The sequence below is a fragment of the Blattabacterium cuenoti genome, assembly GCF_014251695.1.
Classification (GTDB): domain Bacteria; phylum Bacteroidota; class Bacteroidia; order Flavobacteriales; family Blattabacteriaceae; genus Blattabacterium; species Blattabacterium cuenoti_T.
The window spans coordinates 436,483-456,587 of sequence record NZ_CP059195.1 but is presented as its reverse complement, the minus strand read 5'-3'; the positions used below and the strand labels follow the sequence as shown (position 1 = coordinate 456,587).

23 protein-coding genes and 1 tRNA gene are annotated in these 20,105 nt (G+C 24.6%); 7 read left to right on the top strand and 17 right to left on the bottom strand.

The annotated features are described in order from the left end of the window. The first annotated feature begins 1 nt into the window (after position 1). Positions 2–77, top strand: a tRNA-Val gene (locus H0H62_RS02230). Here the strand turns inward: H0H62_RS02230 and miaA are convergent. From miaA to idi, 7 genes are all read right to left on the bottom strand, one after another. Then, on the bottom strand, positions 37–909 hold the full coding sequence (gene miaA, locus H0H62_RS02225; protein WP_317168401.1) for a tRNA (adenosine(37)-N6)-dimethylallyltransferase MiaA: 873 nt from the start codon (positions 907–909) through the stop codon (positions 37–39). The genes H0H62_RS02230 and miaA overlap by 41 nt on opposite strands. A gap of 59 nt (positions 910–968) precedes the next feature. Further along, positions 969–2,054, bottom strand: coding sequence for a chorismate synthase (gene aroC, locus H0H62_RS02220; RefSeq protein WP_185860578.1), 1,086 nt, complete (start codon positions 2,052–2,054; stop codon positions 969–971). Positions 2,055–2,066: 12 nt separating this feature from the next. Then, positions 2,067–3,791: a DEAD/DEAH box helicase gene (locus tag H0H62_RS02215; protein ID WP_185860577.1), complete on the bottom strand. Its 1,725-nt coding sequence runs from the start codon at positions 3,789–3,791 to the stop codon at positions 2,067–2,069. A 127-nt stretch (positions 3,792–3,918) separates the two neighbouring features. Further along, complete coding sequence (locus H0H62_RS02210; protein WP_394366704.1) at positions 3,919–5,151, bottom strand: MATE family efflux transporter; 1,233 nt, start codon at positions 5,149–5,151, stop codon at positions 3,919–3,921. A 162-nt stretch (positions 5,152–5,313) separates the two neighbouring features. Continuing rightward, on the bottom strand, positions 5,314–6,435 hold the full coding sequence (gene gcvT / locus H0H62_RS02205; protein ID WP_185860575.1) for a glycine cleavage system aminomethyltransferase GcvT: 1,122 nt from the start codon (positions 6,433–6,435) through the stop codon (positions 5,314–5,316). Then, on the bottom strand, positions 6,422–6,832 hold the full coding sequence (locus H0H62_RS02200; RefSeq protein ID WP_185860574.1) for a 6-pyruvoyl trahydropterin synthase family protein: 411 nt from the start codon (positions 6,830–6,832) through the stop codon (positions 6,422–6,424). The genes gcvT and H0H62_RS02200 overlap by 14 nt, the downstream gene beginning before the upstream one ends. Next, entirely contained in the window at positions 6,829–7,374 is a 546-nt protein-coding gene (idi, locus tag H0H62_RS02195) for an isopentenyl-diphosphate Delta-isomerase (protein WP_185860573.1), read from the bottom strand. Before idi ends, H0H62_RS02200 begins: the two co-directional genes overlap by 4 nt. 97 nt (positions 7,375–7,471) lie before the next feature. Between idi and H0H62_RS02190 the strand changes: the two genes are divergently transcribed. Together H0H62_RS02190 and H0H62_RS02185 are read left to right on the top strand one after the other, a co-directional pair. Further along, positions 7,472–7,900 (top strand): hotdog fold thioesterase, encoded by a 429-nt coding sequence (locus H0H62_RS02190; RefSeq protein WP_185860572.1) that lies wholly within the window; start codon positions 7,472–7,474, stop codon positions 7,898–7,900. A gap of 2 nt (positions 7,901–7,902) precedes the next feature. Next, the gene (locus H0H62_RS02185; RefSeq protein WP_185860571.1) at positions 7,903–8,958 is read left to right on the top strand and encodes a chorismate-binding protein; all 1,056 of its coding nucleotides are present in this window, start codon (positions 7,903–7,905) and stop codon (positions 8,956–8,958) included. Here the strand turns inward: H0H62_RS02185 and H0H62_RS02180 are convergent. Further along, entirely contained in the window at positions 8,951–10,237 is a 1,287-nt protein-coding gene (locus H0H62_RS02180) for an NAD(P)/FAD-dependent oxidoreductase (RefSeq protein WP_185860570.1), read from the bottom strand. The genes H0H62_RS02185 and H0H62_RS02180 overlap by 8 nt on opposite strands. Positions 10,238–10,324: 87 nt before the next feature. On the opposite strand from H0H62_RS02180, the gene H0H62_RS02175 reads away from it, so the two are divergent. Further along, on the top strand, positions 10,325–11,017 hold the full coding sequence (locus tag H0H62_RS02175; RefSeq protein ID WP_185860569.1) for a zinc metallopeptidase: 693 nt from the start codon (positions 10,325–10,327) through the stop codon (positions 11,015–11,017). A gap of 110 nt (positions 11,018–11,127) precedes the next feature. Here H0H62_RS02175 and H0H62_RS03090 read toward each other — a convergent pair whose 3' ends face one another. From H0H62_RS03090 to nusB, 4 genes are read right to left on the bottom strand one after another with little or no spacing between them, the layout of a single operon-like run. After that, a complete protein-coding gene (locus H0H62_RS03090; RefSeq protein ID WP_262887135.1) occupies positions 11,128–11,442 on the bottom strand; it encodes a dephospho-CoA kinase in 315 nt (104 codons plus the stop codon). Beyond that, positions 11,403–11,756: a dephospho-CoA kinase gene (locus tag H0H62_RS03085; protein WP_262887134.1), complete on the bottom strand. Its 354-nt coding sequence runs from the start codon at positions 11,754–11,756 to the stop codon at positions 11,403–11,405. Before H0H62_RS03085 ends, H0H62_RS03090 begins: the two co-directional genes overlap by 40 nt. Then, on the bottom strand, positions 11,734–12,072 hold the full coding sequence (yajC, locus tag H0H62_RS02165) for a preprotein translocase subunit YajC (RefSeq protein ID WP_185860568.1): 339 nt from the start codon (positions 12,070–12,072) through the stop codon (positions 11,734–11,736). Before yajC ends, H0H62_RS03085 begins: the two co-directional genes overlap by 23 nt. Positions 12,073–12,094: 22 nt before the next feature. Continuing rightward, positions 12,095–12,952 (bottom strand): transcription antitermination factor NusB, encoded by an 858-nt coding sequence (gene nusB / locus H0H62_RS02160; RefSeq protein ID WP_238784123.1) that lies wholly within the window; start codon positions 12,950–12,952, stop codon positions 12,095–12,097. A gap of 168 nt (positions 12,953–13,120) precedes the next feature. Between nusB and H0H62_RS02155 the strand changes: the two genes are divergently transcribed. From H0H62_RS02155 to H0H62_RS02145, 3 genes are all read left to right on the top strand, one after another. After that, positions 13,121–14,863 (top strand): ABC transporter ATP-binding protein, encoded by a 1,743-nt coding sequence (locus H0H62_RS02155; protein WP_185860566.1) that lies wholly within the window; start codon positions 13,121–13,123, stop codon positions 14,861–14,863. Positions 14,864–14,951: 88 nt separating this feature from the next. Beyond that, complete coding sequence (locus H0H62_RS02150) at positions 14,952–15,347, top strand: DUF3276 family protein (RefSeq protein ID WP_185860565.1); 396 nt, start codon at positions 14,952–14,954, stop codon at positions 15,345–15,347. Between the two features lie 120 nt (positions 15,348–15,467). Beyond that, positions 15,468–15,947, top strand: a complete 480-nt coding sequence (locus H0H62_RS02145) for a KdsC family phosphatase (protein ID WP_394366696.1) — start codon at positions 15,468–15,470, stop codon at positions 15,945–15,947. Between the two features lie 58 nt (positions 15,948–16,005). Here H0H62_RS02145 and groL read toward each other — a convergent pair whose 3' ends face one another. The 5 genes from groL to H0H62_RS02120 form a co-directional block, all read right to left on the bottom strand. After that, on the bottom strand, positions 16,006–17,649 hold the full coding sequence (groL, locus tag H0H62_RS02140) for a chaperonin GroEL (protein WP_185860563.1): 1,644 nt from the start codon (positions 17,647–17,649) through the stop codon (positions 16,006–16,008). A gap of 51 nt (positions 17,650–17,700) precedes the next feature. After that, on the bottom strand, positions 17,701–17,979 hold the full coding sequence (locus H0H62_RS02135; RefSeq protein WP_185860562.1) for a co-chaperone GroES: 279 nt from the start codon (positions 17,977–17,979) through the stop codon (positions 17,701–17,703). A gap of 112 nt (positions 17,980–18,091) precedes the next feature. Continuing rightward, positions 18,092–18,334 carry a preprotein translocase subunit SecG gene (gene secG / locus H0H62_RS02130; RefSeq protein WP_185860561.1) on the bottom strand — a complete coding sequence of 81 codons (243 nt, stop codon included), beginning with the start codon at positions 18,332–18,334 and terminating at the stop codon, positions 18,092–18,094. 16 nt (positions 18,335–18,350) lie between these two features. Continuing rightward, positions 18,351–18,800: a hypothetical protein gene (locus H0H62_RS02125; protein WP_238784122.1), complete on the bottom strand. Its 450-nt coding sequence runs from the start codon at positions 18,798–18,800 to the stop codon at positions 18,351–18,353. 34 nt (positions 18,801–18,834) lie between these two features. After that, complete coding sequence (locus tag H0H62_RS02120) at positions 18,835–20,079, bottom strand: sigma-54 interaction domain-containing protein (protein ID WP_185860559.1); 1,245 nt, start codon at positions 20,077–20,079, stop codon at positions 18,835–18,837. Positions 20,080–20,105: the final 26 nt, after the last annotated feature.

The following is a 20,105-nucleotide window of genomic DNA, read 5'->3' as shown; positions in this document are numbered from 1 at the left end:
AGGGCAATTAGCTCAGTTCGGTTTAGAGCATCTGTTTTACAAGCAGGGGGTCACTGGTTCGAATCCAGTATTGCCCATTATTTTTAATAAAATGAAATTTAAAATTTTATCTTTTTCTTTGGGATGAAACCATATAATTGATGGATCTTTTTTATACCAGGTCAATTGTCTTTTTGCGTATTTTCTAGTGTTTTTTTTTATTTTTTCTACACTTTCATTTAAATTATTTTTTTTTTCGGAAAAAAACTCAAATATCTCTTTATATCCTATAGTTTGTAAACTGTTTAAATTTCTATAATGATAATATAGGCGAGCTTCATCTAATAAACCTTTTTTTATCATATTATCTACTCTATTATTTATTTTAGAATAGATTTCATATCTGGGCATTATTAATCCTATTTTTAAAATTATAAAATTTCTTTTTTTCTTTTTATAAAAAAAAGAAGGACTTTTTCCTGTAGATTCAACTATTTCTAAATATCGAATTAAGCGCCTAGGATTAGAAATGTCTATTGACTCACCTGTTTTTTTTTTTTTAAAAAATTGCTCCTGTAAAAAGGAAATTCCTTTTTTTTTAAAAAAATAAATCAAATGATTTCTAATCTCAAAATTAATTTTAGGAAATTCAGATAATCCTTCTGTTATTGCTTTTTCATATAAGCTAGATCCTCCTACCATAATCAATATGGAATGTTTAGAAAATAATTTTGAAATTTTTTTTAAGGAATCTATTTCAAATAATTTTGCGTTATAATCCTGATGAATACTTAAATGCCCGATAAAATGATGAGGAACACGAGATAATTCTTCTACAGTAGGCATAGAAGTTCCTATTTTTAATTCCTTATAAAATTGTCTAGAATCGCAAGATAAAATTTCAGATTGAAATTTTTCAGCTAAAAACAAGGAAAGATAAGTTTTTCCTACACAAGTAGGACCTAAAATAAAAATGAGAAATTTTTGATTCAATTTATAATTGAAGAATATTTAGATAATTTATTATACATCAAATAATCTACCAAAACTAAAGCGGTCATAGATTCTACAATAGGAATAGCACGAGGGAGAACGCAAGGATCGTGTCTTCCTTTTCCTTTCATAAGAATAAAATTTCCATATTTATCTATAGTTTTTTGTTTTTTCATTATTGTGGCTACAGGTTTAAATGCTATTCTAAAATAAATATCCATTCCATTTGAAATCCCCCCTTGTATCCCTCCGGATAAATTTGTTTTGGTACTTCCATCTTTTTGAAATAGATCATTATGTTGAGATCCAGTTAATTCAGTTCCATGAAACCCACTTCCATATTCAAATCCTTTTACCGCATTAATTGAAAGCATAGCTTTTCCTAGTTCAGCATGTAATTTTTCAAAAACAGGTTCTCCAATTCCTATTGGAATATTTTTAATGATACAAGTAATAATCCCTCCGATTGTATCACCTTGATTTTTTATTTTTCTAATTTTAGATATCATTTTTTCTGCAATATCTGAATCAGGACATCTTATAGGATTTTTTTCTATTGATTCTCTAGATAAATCTAATTTTTGATAAGGTTTATTTATATATATATCTCCAACAGAAGAAACATAAGATGTAATTGTAATATCTTTTATTAATTGTTTAGCAATAGCACCAGCTACTACTCGGCATATTGTTTCTCTTGCAGAAGAACGTCCACCTCCTCTATAATCTCTTATTCCATATTTTTTTTCATATGTAAAATCTGAATGTGACGGACGATAAACTTCTCGAATATGATTATAATCATCTGATTTATGGTTTTTGTTATAAATAATAAAACCAATAGGAGTTCCTGTAGTTTTATTATCAATAATTCCAGATAAAAAATTGATTTCATCAGGTTCATTTCTTTGAGTAACTATAGATGATTGTCCAGGTTTTCTTCTATTTAATTCATATTGAATTTCTTTAAAATTTAGTTCTATTCCTGCTGGACATCCATCAATTACCCCACCTAATGCTGTTCCATGACTTTCTCCAAAAGTACTGACTCTAAATAACTTTCCAAAAGTATTCCCTGCCATAACGAAAAAGTTTTAGTTTTTAATTTCTATTGAAATAGGTCTTCCTAGATGATTTATTCTACTCATTCCTATTAATATTTTATTTCTATAACGTTTCTCAACTTCAAATAATGAAAAGTTGGATAAAATTTCTATATGACCAATATTAATACGAGAATTATTAACGGCTTGATTGATCAAGTTTATTAATCCTAATTTTGTTAAATTATCTTTATATCCTAGATTTAAAAAAAGTTTTGAAAAAGATTCTTTTTTTAATTTTTTTGTTTTTGAATTTGAAAAAGATTCTTTTTTTAATTTTTTTGTTTTTGAATTTGAAAAAGATTCTTTTTTTAATTTTTTTGTTTTTGAATTTGAAAAAATTCTTTTTTTATTGTATGATGGATTATAATTTTTATTATAAAAAATAGGATTTAAATCTTGCGAATTCTTATAATAATTCATAAAATGATTGAATTCAATCCAGGAAAAACGTTTTATTAATTCTTTTTTCTCAATAAATTCTAAATTTTTTTGTATTTCAGGAAGAAATTTATTCATTAATTTGTCATCTACTACTACTTTTTTTACTTTTTCTATAAAATAGAATAGTTGTTTTTCGCATATTTCTTCTCCAGTAGGAACCATAACACGATCAAAATTTTTTCCAATTTTTTTTTCAAATTCTCTTAAATTTCTAATTTCTTTAGTTTGAATAATACAAACAGAAATTCCTGTATTTCCAGCTCTACCAGTACGTCCACTTCTATGGACATAAATTTCACTTTCTTTTGGAAGATTATAATTAATTACATGAGTAATGTTGTTCACATCTAATCCACGAGCAGCTACATCTGTAGCTACAAGAAATTGTAAATTTCTGTTTCTAAATCTATTCATAACAAATTCACGTTGTGTTTGTGAAAGATCTCCATGTAAAGCATCAGCATTATACCCATCTTTAATTAAAAATTCTGCTATTTCTTTAGTTTCTTTTTTTGTACTACAAAATATAATACCATAAATATCAGGATTTATATCTACAATTCTTTTTAAAGCTAAATATTTTTTTCTCGTATTTTCTATCATATAATAAACGTGTTTCACATCATCAGGTCCTATATTCCTTTTTCCTGTAATAATTTCTATAGGATCTATTAAATATTTGTGAGCTATCATATTTATATATCTAGACATTGTTGCCGAAAACAATAGACTTTGTCTTTTTTTTGGTAATTTTTCTATTATAGAATCTAATTCATCTTTAAATCCCATATTTAGCATTTCATCTGCTTCATCAAGAACTAAATATTGAATTTTGTCAAAAAATAATTTTTTTCTTTTAATTAAATCAATGATTCTTCCTGGCGTTCCTACTATAATGTGAGTTTTATTTTTTAAGGATTTTATTTGAGAATTGATATTAGCTCCTCCATATAAAGAAACAATTTTTATAAATGATGAAAATTTTGAAAAACGACAAAGATCACGTGTTATTTGTATACATAATTCTCTTGTAGGACACAGAATTAAAGCTTGAGGAAAAGTTGATTCAAAATTCATTTTTTGAATAATTGGAAGTCCAAAAGCCGCTGTTTTTCCTGTTCCAGTTTGTGCTAATGCTATGACATCTTTTTCTGAAGATAACAAAAAAGGAATAACTTTTTCTTGTATTGGGGTTGGATACTTAAACCCAATAGCTTCTATAGCTTGAATTATATTATCGTTAAAAAAATTGTATTCTTGAAATGTTTTCATAAAAGAATGGTAAAAATACTATTAAAATTTTAGTATTATATGTCGAATGACAAATATATATATTTAAATACGAATTATAATATTTTATAATTATTTAGTTGAATATTAAATATTTATTGAATTTTTTTTATGAGTATATGAGTCTTTTAATTATAGTTTGATATCTTATAAAAAGTAAGATAGCTGATATAGTTAATCCTAATCCTAATCCAATCCACACTCCTATTCCTCCCATTTTAATGGATAAAAACCATGCTGTAGGTATTGCAATAATACAATAAGAAAAAAAACTAATCCACATGGGGATATGCACATCTTGTAATCCTCTTAATGCTCCTAGAATCATTCCTTGTAATCCATCAGATAATTGAAAAAAACTGGCAATAACAATCATTTTTTCTGCAAGTTGAATAACTTCATGATCATTTTTTATATAAAAATAAGGAATGTCACTTCGAAAGAAAAAAAATAAAAAATTACATATCAACATAAAAATAAAACCCATAAAAAAAATAGACTTCCCTATTCTTCTTAATTCTAAATAATTTTTTAGAGCCAGTTGGTTTCCTATTCTTATTGTAGCAGCTACAGAAAAACCTGTACTAAGTAGAAAAGTAGATGAAACTAAACTTATAACTATTTGATGGGCAGCTAATACTTTTATCCCACATTTTCCTGATATAAAAGAAGAAATGGCAAAAGCACTCATTTCAAATAACATATGTAATCCAGAAGGAATTCCTATTTTTAATATTTTTTTTATATATTTTTTTTGAAAAGGAAAATATTTTAATTGATTATAGTAATTATGTACTTTTTTGTATTTATACAACAAAATTAAAATACCTATTAGCATAATAGTGCGAGATATTAAAGTTGCATAAGCTACACCTACAATCCCTAACTTAGGAAAACCGTATATTCCGTGTAGAAATATATAATTTAGTATAATATTAATAAAAGCAGAAATCCAAGTTGCAATTAACCCAGGGAATACTAAAGATATTCCTTCTGAGAATTTTCTGAAAATTTCAAATATCATCCAAGGAATAAAAGAAATGGATACTATTTTTAAAAACGATATGGTTTCATTTAATATTTCTACAGGTTGTCCTAAATAAGGAAAAATGTAACAAAATACATGTATTAGTCCGTACATAAGGACAGATAAAAAAAAATTTAAAATTAATCCATGATGGAAAATAATAGCACCTTTTTCATATTCTTGTTTTACATCTATGGATGCTATTAAAGAAGAAATAGCTGCAGATATTCCCAATCCAAAAATGATCATAATAAAAAAAATAGCATTAGCTAACGAAACTGAAGCTAAAGCTTTTTTTCCTAAAAGACCAACCATTATATTATCAGATAATCCTATACATATTACACCTAATTGAGTAAAAAATATAGGAATAGCTAACAAAAAATTTTCTTTAATATGTTTTAAATATATTATGCTTTTTTTTTTATAGAATAATGATTTTCTTTCTTTTTCAATAAGTTTGATAAAATCAAACATTCAGCTTTGTATTCTGATAAAAGGTAATTTCACTATTCTAATGGGGATTTTATTTTTCCTTATCAAAACAAATATAGAATTATTTCCTTCTTGATTTGTTAAATATCCTAATCCAATGCCTTTTTTTAGAACTGGAGAATAAACACCAGAAGTAACATAACCAATAGTTATTTTATTTTTATCTATTAATAAATGCCCTTTTCTCGGTATTTTATTTTTTTCTTCAATAAGAAAGGATATAAATTTTTTATATTTTTCCTCTTTTTTTTGTTTTTGTAATATTTCTTTTGCTATAAATTTTTTTTTAAATTTAATTATCCAAGATAAACCAGCTTCTATAGGTGTTATTTCTTCAGAAATATCTTGTCCATGTAATCGGTATCCCATTTCTAATCTCAACGAATTTCTACTTGCTATTCCGCAAGGAATTATTTTGTCTTTATTTACTCTTAGAATATCATTCCATATTCTTTCTGAATTTTCATTGGAAACATAAATTTCTATTCCTTTAGATCCTGTATATCCTGTTCTAGAAATTAATACATTTTTTATGCCTGAAAATTTTCCTATTTTGAAATGATAAAAAGGAATTTCATTTAATGGAATATTTGTTAATTTTTGAGTATAATATAAAGATAATGGACCTTGTATGGAAATAAAAGAATATTCTAAAGAATAATCTATGAATTCTATATTGCTATATTCATGTTTTTTTATATGACCATTTATCCATTTTTTATTTTTTTCAATATTAGCAGCATTGACTATAAGTAAAAAATTGTTTTCCGAAATTTTATAAATAACTAAATCATCTATAATTCCTCCTTTATTGTTAATTAAACAAGTATATTGAGCTTGTCCAATTGTTATTTTAGAGAGATCATTTGTAGTTAGATATTGAATTAAATCTTCAGATTTTCTACCTTTTAAAATAAATTTCCCCATATGACTAATATCAAAAATTCCAGCATAATTTCTAACATACATATGCTCCATTAAAGAAGAAGTATATTGAAGGGGCATGTAAAATCCAGAATAGTTAATCATTTTTGCTCCTAAACGGATATGATTATCATATAAAATAGTCTTTTTAATAAAATTTTTTTTTTTATTTTCCATCATATTCAACAAAATTATTTTCCGTTTCGTACAAAGTTATTTTTAAATCTAAGTTAGAAGATATTTTTTTTTTTATTTTACTCCACATAAAAATCACTATATTTTCTATAGTAGGGTTTATAGATGAAAATTCTTTAATATCTAAATTAATATTTTTGTGATCAAAAAGCTTTTCTATTTCATCATAAAGAATATATTTCAATTTTTGTAAATTAAAAATAAATCCCGTTTCCGGATCTATCTCTCCTGTAATACTTACAATATATTTGTAATTATGTCCATGATAATTTAAATGAGCACATTTCCCAAATGTCTCAATATTTTTTTTATAATCCCAATTATTATTGTAAAGTCTATGTGCCGCACTAAAATATCCTTTTCTACTTATAGTAGCTATCATACTTTAATACATTTTAATTGATTTAAATAATTTTTAATAATAATTTGTAACCAAATGGTATAGGAATTTGGACAATCATGAATATTTTCAATTAATTCATTTAATGAAATCCATTTCCAATTATCCACTTCTTTAAAATTTATAATTGGAGATTCTTCGTAAGATCCGACAAAAACATGATCTAATTCATTTTCTATTAATCCATTACTTAAAAATTCATGATAAGTAAAGCTAAATTTTTTTTCTAAAAAACAATCAAAACCCATTTCTTCTATCAAACAACGATGTGCTGCATTTAAAATGGATTCATTTTTTCTAGGATGACTGCAACAAGTATTTGTCCAAAGTGAAGAAGAATGATATTTTTTTGAAGATCTTCTTTGCAACATTAAATCGTTTTCTAAATTAAAAATAAAAACAGAAACAGCGCTATGTAATAATCCTTCTATATGAATTTTTTCTTTTTTATCAAATCCAACAATTTTATTTTTCATTCCTATTAATGGAATAAGATCTTTATCATCTTGTTTTTTTATTTCCATATTTACTAATTTAAAATATGTTTTTTTAAAAAATACATATAAAATAATATAATGTAATGTAAATTAATCCATATTTTGTATTGTTTATTTTTTTGTTATGATGAAAATAATTCAAAAATTATTAAATGAATTAAATGATTTAAAAAAAAACACATTGATAAACATAATGCAAATTCAATTTATTTTTTTATCCAAAAAATTGGACACGTTGATAGCGAAAATGCCCATAAATCATAAGGTTTGTCAACCTTTTGGTTATCTACATGGAGGAGCTACTATGATTTTAGCTGAAAGTGTTGGAAGTTCTATTTCTTTTATAAATATTAAAAATGAAAGAAAAAATATTTTTAGTATTGAAATTTCTGCAAATCACGTTAGATCCATAAAAAAAGGAATTTTATTGGCCAAAGCTCAAATTGTTCATAAAGGAAATACTTTACATTTTATTCAAGTTCATGTTTACGATGAAAAAAAAAATATTATTAGTTTTTGTAAACTAACTAATATTATAATTCCTAAAAAATAAATATGTTAATAGAAAAAATTAGTCCTTATTCTTTATATAAAAAAATTATAAAAAATTATTCTAAACACAATAATTTTGTTATTTTTAAAAAACCTTATGATAAAAAAGTATTTTTTTATTCACACCATCATTCTGTTGGGGAAGAATTATTTTTAATAAAAAACTTTAATCACGATTATACCGTAAAAATATATCCAAAAAAAATTTATTATGTGTATATACAAGAATTTCAGAGAAAAAAAAATAAATATCCTATATTTTATGAAAAAAATTCTTCCTTTTTAACGTATTCTTTCGAATATAAAAATTTAATAAAAAAAGCTATTGAAAATATAAAAAAAGGATTTTTTAAAAAAGCGGTTTTATCCAGATCTATAAAAATTCCTTTTCGAAATTTTGATTTCAAAAACACATTTATAAAATTAATTTATTCTTATCCAAATGCTTTTATTAATCTTTGGTACGATTTACATCATGGATTTTGGATAGGGTGTACTCCAGAACTTTTAATGAAATGTCATAATAAAAAATTGAAAATTTCAGCTTTAGCAGGAACTATTTGGGGATCTAATAATTGGAAAAAAAAAGAAATAAAAGAACATAAAATTGTAATAAAATATATTCTTGACTTATTAAAATCATATAAAGATAAAGGTACTTTTTTTATAAAAAAAACTAAAATTATAAAAATAGGACATTTAAAACATTTAGAAACTTCAATTTTTTTTTCTTTTTATGAGGGACCTGATTATTATGAAATATTAAATCGCTTACACCCAACTCCTTCTATATGTGGTTTTCCAAAAAAAGAATCTTTAGATTTTATTCATAAAAATGAAGGATATCAAAGAAATTTTTATACAGGATATATTGGAATAGTTAATAAAAAAAAGATGGAGTTATATCTTAATTTAAGATGTCTAAGAATTAAAGAAGATAAAAAAGAAATAACTTTATATGCAGGGAGTGGAATTACCATAGATAGCAACATAGATCAAGAGTATATAGAAACAGAAAATAAAATGAAAAATATTCTTTCTCAACTTATTTTTAAATAATTTTTTTTTTTCTATGAAATGGCCTTATAATTAGACGTACACTTTTATTATAATGAAAATATTGAATTATCCAATTTGTTAAAGCTATTGCTCGATTTCTGAACCCTACTAAATTGACTAAATGAACAAACATCCAAACAATCCATGCTAAAAAACCTTTTAATTTTAAATAGGGAAAATCACATACTGCTTTATTTCTCCCAATGGTAGCCATAGAACCTAAATTTTTATAAACAAAAGGTTTTATATTTGAATAATCTAAAAAACAATTCAAATTTTTAGCTAAATAATTACCTTGTTGTATAGCAGGTTGAGCTATCATAGGATGACCATTAGGATAATGTTTGTTTTTCTTCATAGAAGCGACATCACCAATCGCAAAAATATTTTTATATCTAATAGTTTTAAGATTATTATCTACTAAAATTCTATTACCCTCTATATCTTCTTTTAAAAATCCCTTTATAATAGAACCTTTTACTCCTGCCGCCCATATCACGTTAGAAGATTCTATCTTTTTATTTTTTTCCATAAAAACTATTTCCCCATTATAATCTTTCACTAAACAATTCAACCAAATTATAACACCTAATTCTTTCAAATTTTTATAAGCTTGTTTAGCTGATTGTTCAGACATTCCATCCAATAATCTAGAAGTAGCTTGTAATAAATGAATATTCATATATTGTATATCTAAATCTGGATAATCATGTGGTAATACATATTTTTTCATTTCAGCTAAAGCTCCAGCTAATTCAACTCCCGTTGGCCCTCCTCCTACAATGACAAAAGTCATAAGTCTTTCTTTTTCCTTTTCATTTTTTGTTAATAAAGCAGATTCAAAATCTTGTAAAATTAGACTTCTTAAATTTAAAGCTTCTGGAATAGATTTCATAGGTAAAGCAAAAGACTCGATATTTTTATTTCCAAAATAATTAGTAACAGATCCTGTAGCTATAACTAAATAGTCATAGGATATATATCCTACATTTGTGTATATTTTTTGTTTTTTTGTATTGATATAATGAACGATAGCTAATCTGAAAAAAAAATTTTTTGTTTTTTTAATAATATTTCTAATAGAATGTGCTATTGAATCTGGTTCTAAACCTGCTGTAGCCACTTGATATAATAAAGGTTGGAAAGTATGATAATTATTTTTATCTATAAGAACCACTTGAAATTTGTCTCTTCTTAATTTTTTTGCTACTTGTAATCCGGCAAATCCAGCACCAATAATAACGACTCTTTTTAGACTGTTTACTCTTGGTATATTCATAGTCAAAAGTTTGACATATAAGCTAATTTATATATATTTTCATTTTAATTGATAAATTAATATTTTTGTTCAAAAAAAAAGATTTTTATGAATTACTATTTCATTGTAGGAACTATTTTTTTAGTTAGTGTTATTGTTAATGCAATATTAAAAAATAAGTTTAGAATTTATTCTAAACTTTATTTACATTCACATATGAGTGGAAAAGAAATAGCAGAAAAAATGTTAACAGACCATGGTATATATGATGTTAATGTTCTTTCTGTTGAAGGAGAATTGACTGATCATTATAATCCTATAAATAAAACAATTAATTTAAGTGAAAAAGTTTATAACGATAGAACGGCAGCTTCAGTTGCAGTGGCCGCTCATGAGTGTGGTCATGCATTGCAACATAGATTAGGTTATAATCTATTAAAATTACGAAATCATTTAGTTCCTATTCTAAATTTTAGTTCGAAATTTATTAATATAGCAATTATGTCTGGATTAACTATTTTTTATAGTTCAGGAGGAAAAGATTCTTTAATTCTAAAATTTGGGATAGGATTATTTTTTTTAGTTGTAATTTTTTCTTTTCTCACATTACCCATAGAATTTGACGCAAGTAATAGAGCGTTAACTTGGTTACGAAATAAAAATGTGGTAAATTATCAAGAATATCATAAAGCAAAAGAATCACTAAACTGGGCGGCAATGACTTACGTTATTTCTGCTTTGGGAAGTTTGGCTCAATTAATATATTTTTTATCTTTTTTAACTGGAAAAAAAGATGAATAGCCTTGAGTTAATTATTTTTTTTATCATTTATAATAGGATTTTTACGTAGGGTTCAATAGGTTTTATTTCATATTTTGCCTTTTCTAGTTTTTTTCTCTCTTTTTTCCATGTTATGTTATAATTAATGTTTTTAATAGTTGATGTATTCTATCTGCTTCTTGTTGTAAATGGTATGTGGATAAATCATTTTGAATTATAAAATTTGATTTTTTTTTTCTTTTTTTATTAGATATTTGATTTTTTAAACGATCTATAATTTGATTTTCATTTAAATTATCTCTTTTTATTATTCTTTCGATCATATTTATTTTTTTTGAAATTATACTTATAATGAAATCACATTCTTTATAATTTTTACTTTCAAATAATATAGCCGATTCCTTTATTACATAAATAGTTTTTTTTTTATTATAGAAGACATCCACTGTTTAAAATCAAGTAACATCCATGGATGTACAATATGACATAATAATTTTAATGCCATAGAATTTTGAAATACAATTTTAGATAGATGAGTTTTATTTATTTTATTTTTTTGATAAGAATTTTTTCCAAAATATTTTATAATGTTTTGTTTTATGATTTCTATTTTATTCATCAATACTTTCCCTCTTTTATCTGAATAATAAACCGGAATTCCTTTTTTTTTAAAGAAAGAAGAAAATAAACTTTTTCCAGATCCCATTTTTCCCGTTATTCCTATCAATTTTATTTTCCTATTCTTTATTTTTTTTATCATAATTTATAATATTATTATTGTTACTATTATTATAACGTAATTGAGTTAATTCTTTTGAAATTGTATTTTTTTCAAGTTTTACTTTTCCTGTAATAGTTTCTAGTATACAAAAATGATCTGTAATATCTATAATTTTACCATGCATTCCTGAATTTGTTACTATATAATTTCCTATTTGTAAATTTTCTTGAAACTTTTTTTCAATTTTTTGTTTTTTTATTTGAGGACGGATCATAAAAAAATAAAATATAATGAAAATCAATACAAACATCCAAATAGTGCTTGCAATAGAATTTTGTTGTAATGAAAAAAACATAAAATATAATATTTTAATATACTTACATAAGTCCTTTTCCTATTTTGAATATTTTATTTTTTTTGTATAAAAATTTAAATATTTGATCTAATATACCATTAATAAAAATTTTACTTTTTTCCATACAAAAAATTTTTGTAATTTCAATATATTCATTCATAGTTGCTTTAGGAGGGATATTTGGAAAATATAAAAATTCGCAAATAGCCATTTGCAATATAATTAAATCTATAATTGCTATTCTTTTTATATCCCAATTATTTGATGTATCATTAATTAAGTTATTGAATTCTTCTTTATGAAAAATTGTATTTCGATATAAATTGATGACAAATTTTTTATTTTCATTATTTTTGTAAATATTATATAATTTAAAATTATGAGGAGTGGAATGATTAATAAATCGTAAAGTTTTGCATACCATATTATGAGCTAAGTATAAATCTTCTTCTCCATTAAAATAATATAAATCTTCTATATATTCTATTAATTTTTTATTTGGAATAATAAAATTTTTATAATATTTTATTAGAAATCTTTTTTCCTCTTCAAAAGAAGAACAGTCTTTTTTATAAAATTTACTGAAAAAGTTTGATTTTTGCATTTCTTGTAATAAAATAAAAATATATTCGTCCTGTTGATTCCATAAAATTTTTCCAGAATTTTTTGTAGAACGATATTCCTCTATTAAATATTTATTTTTAGATAGTATTTTTATTACTGAATTACATGCAAACTTTTGTATTATGTCTGTTTTATTATTATTATTTTTTATAGCATTTTCTCTAATTTTTAAAATTAAATTTAGAAAAAAGATATATAGAATATGCAATGTTTCAATATTTTTAAGCATATTTTCTTCAACTTTATTTGAATCCATCTTCGATAAATGTTGAGCATATAAAAATTGTAAACTTCTTATTCTAAAGTGTCGTCTTATTGACATTTTGTGTTATAATAATGTTGATTTTTTATGCACGACAAAATTTTTCGTACAATTATATAAATAAAAAATTAAACTTAAAAAGTTTGTATTTTTGTGTGTTATATGGGTGATTTATTTGCTTTTAGCAAAAGATATTGTCAAAAGTACAAATTACGTTTGTGTATAGGATTTTTATTAATTTTAGTATCAAATATTTTAACTCTACTTCCTATTCCTTATATAGGTAAATCTGTTAATACCATAAAAAATCTATTTACGAACTTTTCAAATACATCAAATTCTTTTTCTTTAAAAAGAGATATTTGTATTTATACCGGTATTATATTGATAGTTCCAATTATAGGTGGATTTGTAAAATATCATATGCGACAATGTATAATTATTACGTCTAGAATGATAGAATTTGATATAAAAAATGAAATTTTTTCACATTATCAAAAATTAAGTTTGTCTTTTTATAAAAATAATTCTACAGGAGATTTGATGAACCGTCTTACAGAAGACGTTTCTTTTATAAGACAGTATATAGGTCCTGGAATAATGTATTTTTTGAATCTTATAGTTCTTTTTTTTATGGTTTTTATGCAAATGTTACGTATTAATAAAATACTGACTTTTTATGTTATTTTACCCATTCCTATTCTTTTTATTTCTATTTATTATATTAGCGTTTTTATTACTAATAAAAGTGAAGAAGTTCAAAATTTTCAGTCTATTATATGTTCTTTTGTACAAGAAACTTTTTCAGGAATTCATATTATTAAATCATTTGTATCAGAATCTTTTTTTCAAGAAAAACATAGGAAAATTATATTAAAATATCATAAAAAAAATATAGAATTAGCTAGAATTGATACTATATTATCTTCTATTATTATATTTTTCATAGGAACTTGTCATTTATTAATTCTTTTTTTCGGAAGTCAAAAATATTTTAAAGGAGAAATAAAAGAAATTGGAACTATTGCTGAATTTTTTACATATATAAATGTTTTAATTTTTCCTTTTATTATATTAGGATGGGTGGTTTCTATTTTAGAAAGAGCTAAAGTTTCGCAAATTCGTATTAGTGAATTTTTGAAAGAGAAACCTAAAATATTGAATAATAATTTGATAAATACAAAAATTTTTGGAACAGTTAAATTTAAAAATGTGAGTTTTTTCTATTGTCAGAATAATCATAAAAATAATATAAAACAAGAAAATCTAAATCATACAATTAGTAAAATATCATTTACTTTAATAAAAGGAAAAACTTTAATTTTGACAGGAGAAACAGGATCAGGAAAAACAACTATAGGTAGATTAATATCCCGTTTATATGATCCGAATCAAGGAGAGATTTTAATAGATAATTTATCTTTAAGAGATCATAATTTATATGATTTAAGGAAAAGCATTGGTTATGTCCCTCAAGAGTCTTTTCTTTTTTCAGATTCTATTTATAATAATATAGCTTTAGGAAGTCTGAATAAAGTTACTCCATGTAAAGTATATGATGCTGCTAAGATTGCTATGATAGAAAATGATATTTTAAATTTTAAAAATGGATATGAAACAATTATAGGGGAAAGAGGAGTTACTTTATCTGGAGGGCAAAAACAAAGAATATGTATAGCTAGAGCTATCATAAGAAATCCAAAAATTCTTATATTTGATGATAGTTTTTCTGCTATAGATCAAAAAACTAGGAAATTAATTATTCATTATATTAAAGAGGAAATGAAATATAGTACTATTATTATTATAACTCATGATACTTCTTATATTTCTGATTTTGATTTGTTTATTGTGTTAAAAAATGGAAAAATATCAAAAATAAAAAATTATAATATTTCTTTATAAAATTAATTTTGAATAATTGTAATAAAAAAATAGTATGGACCATTTTTTTTATTTAGATTTGCTGAATTAGGATTATAATATTTTTGAAATGGACGAAAAAGAAAATATAAAAGAAAGAAATGAAATTTGTTCACGAACTCTAAAAACTGGTAGTCGAACTTATTTTTTCGATGCAAGAGAAACAAGAGCTGGTGATTATTATTTGACTATAACTGAAAGTAAAAAAAATTTTTCTGAAACAGGAGAAATAACTTATAAAAAACATAAAATTTATTTATACAAAGAAGATTTTTCAAAATTTCAAAGTATACTTGATGATATGATTCGATTTATTATTAATGAAAAAGGAAGAGAGGTTATTTCAGAACGTCATCAAAAAGATTTTAAAAATCATACTACATATAATCAAGAAATTAAGGATGGACAACAAAAAAAAACATCGGATATAAAAAATTTTACAAATATTAATTTTGAAGATATTTAAATTTATATGTTGTTGAGTTTATAATTTTATTTTAAGTTGTTTATTGCGAAGTAATAATAAACAATGATCGGTTGTTTTTATTATGTTTAATGGAATATAATGGAGAGTTATATAAGTATAATGAATAAGATTAATACTTTCATATTTGACGTTGATGGAGTATTGACAAACTGTACTTTAAATTTATTTCCAGATGGGAATATGGTTAGGCAAATGTTTGTTAAAGATGGATATGCAATGCAATTGGCAAGAAAAAAAGGATATAATTTATGCATCATAACAAGGGGATCAGATTTAATGGTTTTTAGACGTTTAAGAAGTTTAAATATTCCTTATATTTATCAAGGAGTAGATAATAAAAAAAAATATTTAGATGAATATTGTAAAATTTTAAATATAACTAAAAAAGAAATTCTCTATATGGGAGATGATATTCCTGATATTGAGATTATGAAATCTGTAGCTTTACCTTGTTCTCCAATAGATGCAGTTCAAGAGGTCAAAGATATTTCTAAATATATTTCACCAAAAAAAGGAGGAAAAGGATGTGTAAGAGATGTTATTGAACAAACTTTGAAAATTCAGAAAAATTGGTTTTAAATTAATCAAAAAAATAGTGTCTGATAAGACACTATTTTTTTTTAACATTAATATAAAATTACATCATTCCTCCCATACCACCTCCTCCAGCTCCTGGCATTGGAGGTGTAACACTAGATTCGTCTTTCTTTATTTCTGTAACAACACATTCAGTAGTTAATAACATTCCTGATACAGAAGCTGCATTTTCTAATGCAACCCTAGCTACTTTTGTAGGGTCTATAATTCCTTCTTCTATCATATTTTTATATTCACCAATTTTAGCATCATATCCAAAATCGCCTTTTCCTTCTGCTACTTTAGCAACAACTACAGAACCTTCTCCACCTGCATTAGCTACAATTTGACGTAAAGGTTCTTCAAGAGATCTTCTAACTATTTGTATTCCAGTATCTTGATCTGAATTATCTCCTGTTGTATGATCTAAAGATTTTATAGCACGAACTAAAGCTACTCCACCTCCTGCTACTATTCCTTCTTCTACTGCAGCCCTAGTTGCATTTAAAGCATCATCTACACGATCTTTTTTTTCTTTCATTTCAACTTCAGATGCTGCACCAACATAAAGAACTGCTACCCCACCGGCTAATTTAGCAAGACGTTCTTGTAGCTTCTCCTTATCATAATCGGATGTTGTAGATTCTATTTGAGATTTAATTTGATCTACACGTGCTCTTATATCTTTTTTATTTCCACCTCCATTGACTATAGTAGTATTATCTTTATCTATAATAACTCTTTCTGCTTTTCCTAGCATATTTAATTTAACATCCTCTAATTTACTTCCTGTTTCCTCAGAGATAACGGAACCTCCTGTCAAGATAGCAATATCTTCTAACATTGCTTTTCTTCTATCTCCAAAACCAGGAGCTTTAATAGCTGCAACTTTTAAAGTACCTCGTATTTTATTAACTACTAATGTAGCTAAAGCTTCTCCTTCTACTTCTTCAGAAATAATTAATAAAGGTTTACCGGATTGAGCGACAGGTTCTAATATAGGCAACAAATCTTTCATTGCTGCTATTTTTTTATCAGATAATAAAATTTGAGGTTGATCAAATTCTGTTATCATTTTCTCAGTATTGGTCACAAAATATGGAGACTGATATCCTCTATCAAATTGCATCCCTTCAACTACATCTACAGATGTATCTGTTCCTTTTGCTTCTTCAACCGTAATAACTCCTTCTTTTCCCACTTTTTCAAAAGCATCGGCGATCAAAGCTCCAGTTTTTTCATCATTATTTGCAGAAATAGAAGCTACTTGTTTTATTTTTTCTGTATTTCCTCCAACTTCTCTAGATTGTCTTTTTAAGTCTAAAATTACTACTTCTAAAGCTTTATCTATTCCTCTTTTCAAATCCATAGGATTTGCTCCAGCTGCCACATTTTTTAATCCTTCCCTAACAATAGCCTGAGCCAACACAGTAGCAGTAGTAGTTCCATCTCCAGCTACATCATTAGTTTTAGAAGCTACTTCTTTCACCATTTGCGCTCCAAGATTTTCTATAGAATCTTCCAATTCTATTTCTTTAGCTACAGTAACTCCATCTTTAGTTACTTGAGGGCCTCCAAAGGATTTTTGTAACACAACGTTACGACCTTTTGGACCTAAAGTGACCTTAACTGCATTCGCCAATGCATCTACTCCTTTTTTTAATTTATCTCTCGCTTCAATATCAAATTTAATATCTTTTGCCATAATTTTTTAAATTTTAATAAATTTTCCTGATTTAATAAAGTAAAATATGAATCATATGATAGCTATAACATCAGATTCTCGCATAATAAGATATTCTTCTCCTTCCCATTTTAATTCTGTTCCAGAATATTTACCGTACAAAACTCGATCCCCTTCTTTTAGATTCATAGGTTCATCTTTTTTTCCTTGACCTACTGCTATTATAGTCCCTTTTTGTGGTTTTTCTTTTGCTGTATCAGGAATAATAATACCTGAAGCGGTTTTTGTTTCAGCAGGATCAGGTTGCACAAGAACACGATCTGCCAAAGGTTTAATCTTTACTTCCACCATATTAAAATAATTTTAAGGTTAACAGTTCTAATCGTTCAAAGCCAAAAACATGCCAAATAAAAAAATTCAAATTTTTTTTCATTTAAGCAATATTAAATGTCATAATGACATATTATTTTGATTTTAGTAAAAAATTGAAAAATAGAGTTAAAAAAAATATAATAATGGATAAAAACCAAGTAATATTCTCCAAAAATGTATTTGTTCTTTTAATTCCAAAAAATCTAAAATTTTTTTCCATAAAAGATTGATGAATGCTTTCTTTTTTAGGATTTTGTATTAATATTACCAACATAAGTAAAAGACATATTACAATAATAAAAAAACCAAATATAATTATGGATGTATTTTCCATTTATTTATTATTTTATTTACCAATCATTATTGGAATTATTAAATATTTTACGAAATACCTCAATTGTCAACTTTTCTATAATTTTATCAATAATTTCTTTTGAAAAAAGATTTTTCTTATTATTATAAAATTCTTCCGATACCACAAAACATTTTTCCCAATTTTTTTCTGGTTCAATCTTATCTAGATAAGATATTTTTGCGGTAACTTTAATTTTTTTCAACGGATAATTATCCAATGGAATAATTGCGTAACTTAAAAATACACCTTCTAAAACAACATCTCCATTTTTTAATACTAAATTAGAAGGATTATGTTTCATTATATAATTTTCAATACTTCTTTTAAAATCAAAGGAAATAGATCTTCCAGGTATATTAACTACTTCTGTAATTTCTCCTATTTCTATTGTTTTTTTTAAATCAAAAAATGATGAAATAGATGAATGATTACAACTAACTATCATAAAAAATATGAAAGTGAAAATAAAAAAAATTTTTTTATAAGCCATATTGTTTAATTTTTCTATATAATGTTCTTTCTGAAATTCCTAATTCTTTTGCAGCCTTTCTTCTTTTCCCATTACTTTTTTTCAAAGCTTTTTGAATAAATTCTATTTCTTTTTTTTGTAAAGAAAAAGAAGATAACTCATTTTTGGATAAATCTTCTTCTACTTCTTCATAATCTAAATCTTCATCAGATTTAGATGAATCTTCCAATTGAAATATTGAATCATCTCTATTATGAATCATTTTCCCAAAAACTTTTTCCATAAGTTGTTGATTTTCTTCAATAAATCTAGTATTAGAATTATTTTTAATTAATTGAAAAGTAATATTTTTTAAATCATTCAAATTTTTTTTCATATCAAACAAAATTTTATAAAGAAAATCTCTTTCCCTATCATGAAAAGATGTTTCTATTCCATTATGATTAGAAAAAGATATTGATGGAATATTTTCTGGAATATATTCTTTAAATTTTTCTACAGAAATTTCACGTTTAGTTTCCACTACAGAAATTTGTTCTATTAAATTTTTTAATTGTCTTATGTTTCCAGGCCAAGAATAATCTTTTAAATATTTTAAAGATTCTTCCGTAAGTGTTACTGGAGGCATATGATATTTTTCCGCAAAATCATTAGAAAATTTTTTAAATAAAAATTTAATATCATTTTTACGAAAACGCAAAGGTGGAACATTAATTTGTACTGTATTTAGACGATAATACAAATCTTCTCTGAATTTTCCTTTTTGGACAGATTCTATCATGTTCAAATTAGTAGCAGCAACAATACGTATATTAGTTTTTTGAATTTTAGAAGATCCTACTTTAATAAATTCTCCAGATTCCAATATTCTAAGAAGACGTACTTGCGTAGTTAAAGGAAGCTCTCCTACTTCATCTAAAAATAGAGTTCCTCCATTTGTTCCTTCAAAATAACCTTTTCGCATGCTTGTAGCTCCTGTAAAAGACCCTTTTTCATGTCCGAATAGTTCACTATCAATAGTTCCTTCTGGAATAGCCCCACAATTTACTGCAATATAAGCATGATGTTTTCGAGAAGAATATTGATGAATTATTTTTGGTATAAATTCTTTCCCTACTCCACTTTCTCCAAGAACTAATACAGAAATATCAGTAGGGGCAACTTGTATGGCTTTTTCTAAAGCTCTATGTAAAGCATAATCATATCCAATGATTCCAAATTTTTGTTTTATATTTTGGATAAAGACGGATTCCATGTTTTTATTTTTTTTTACATCTTTTT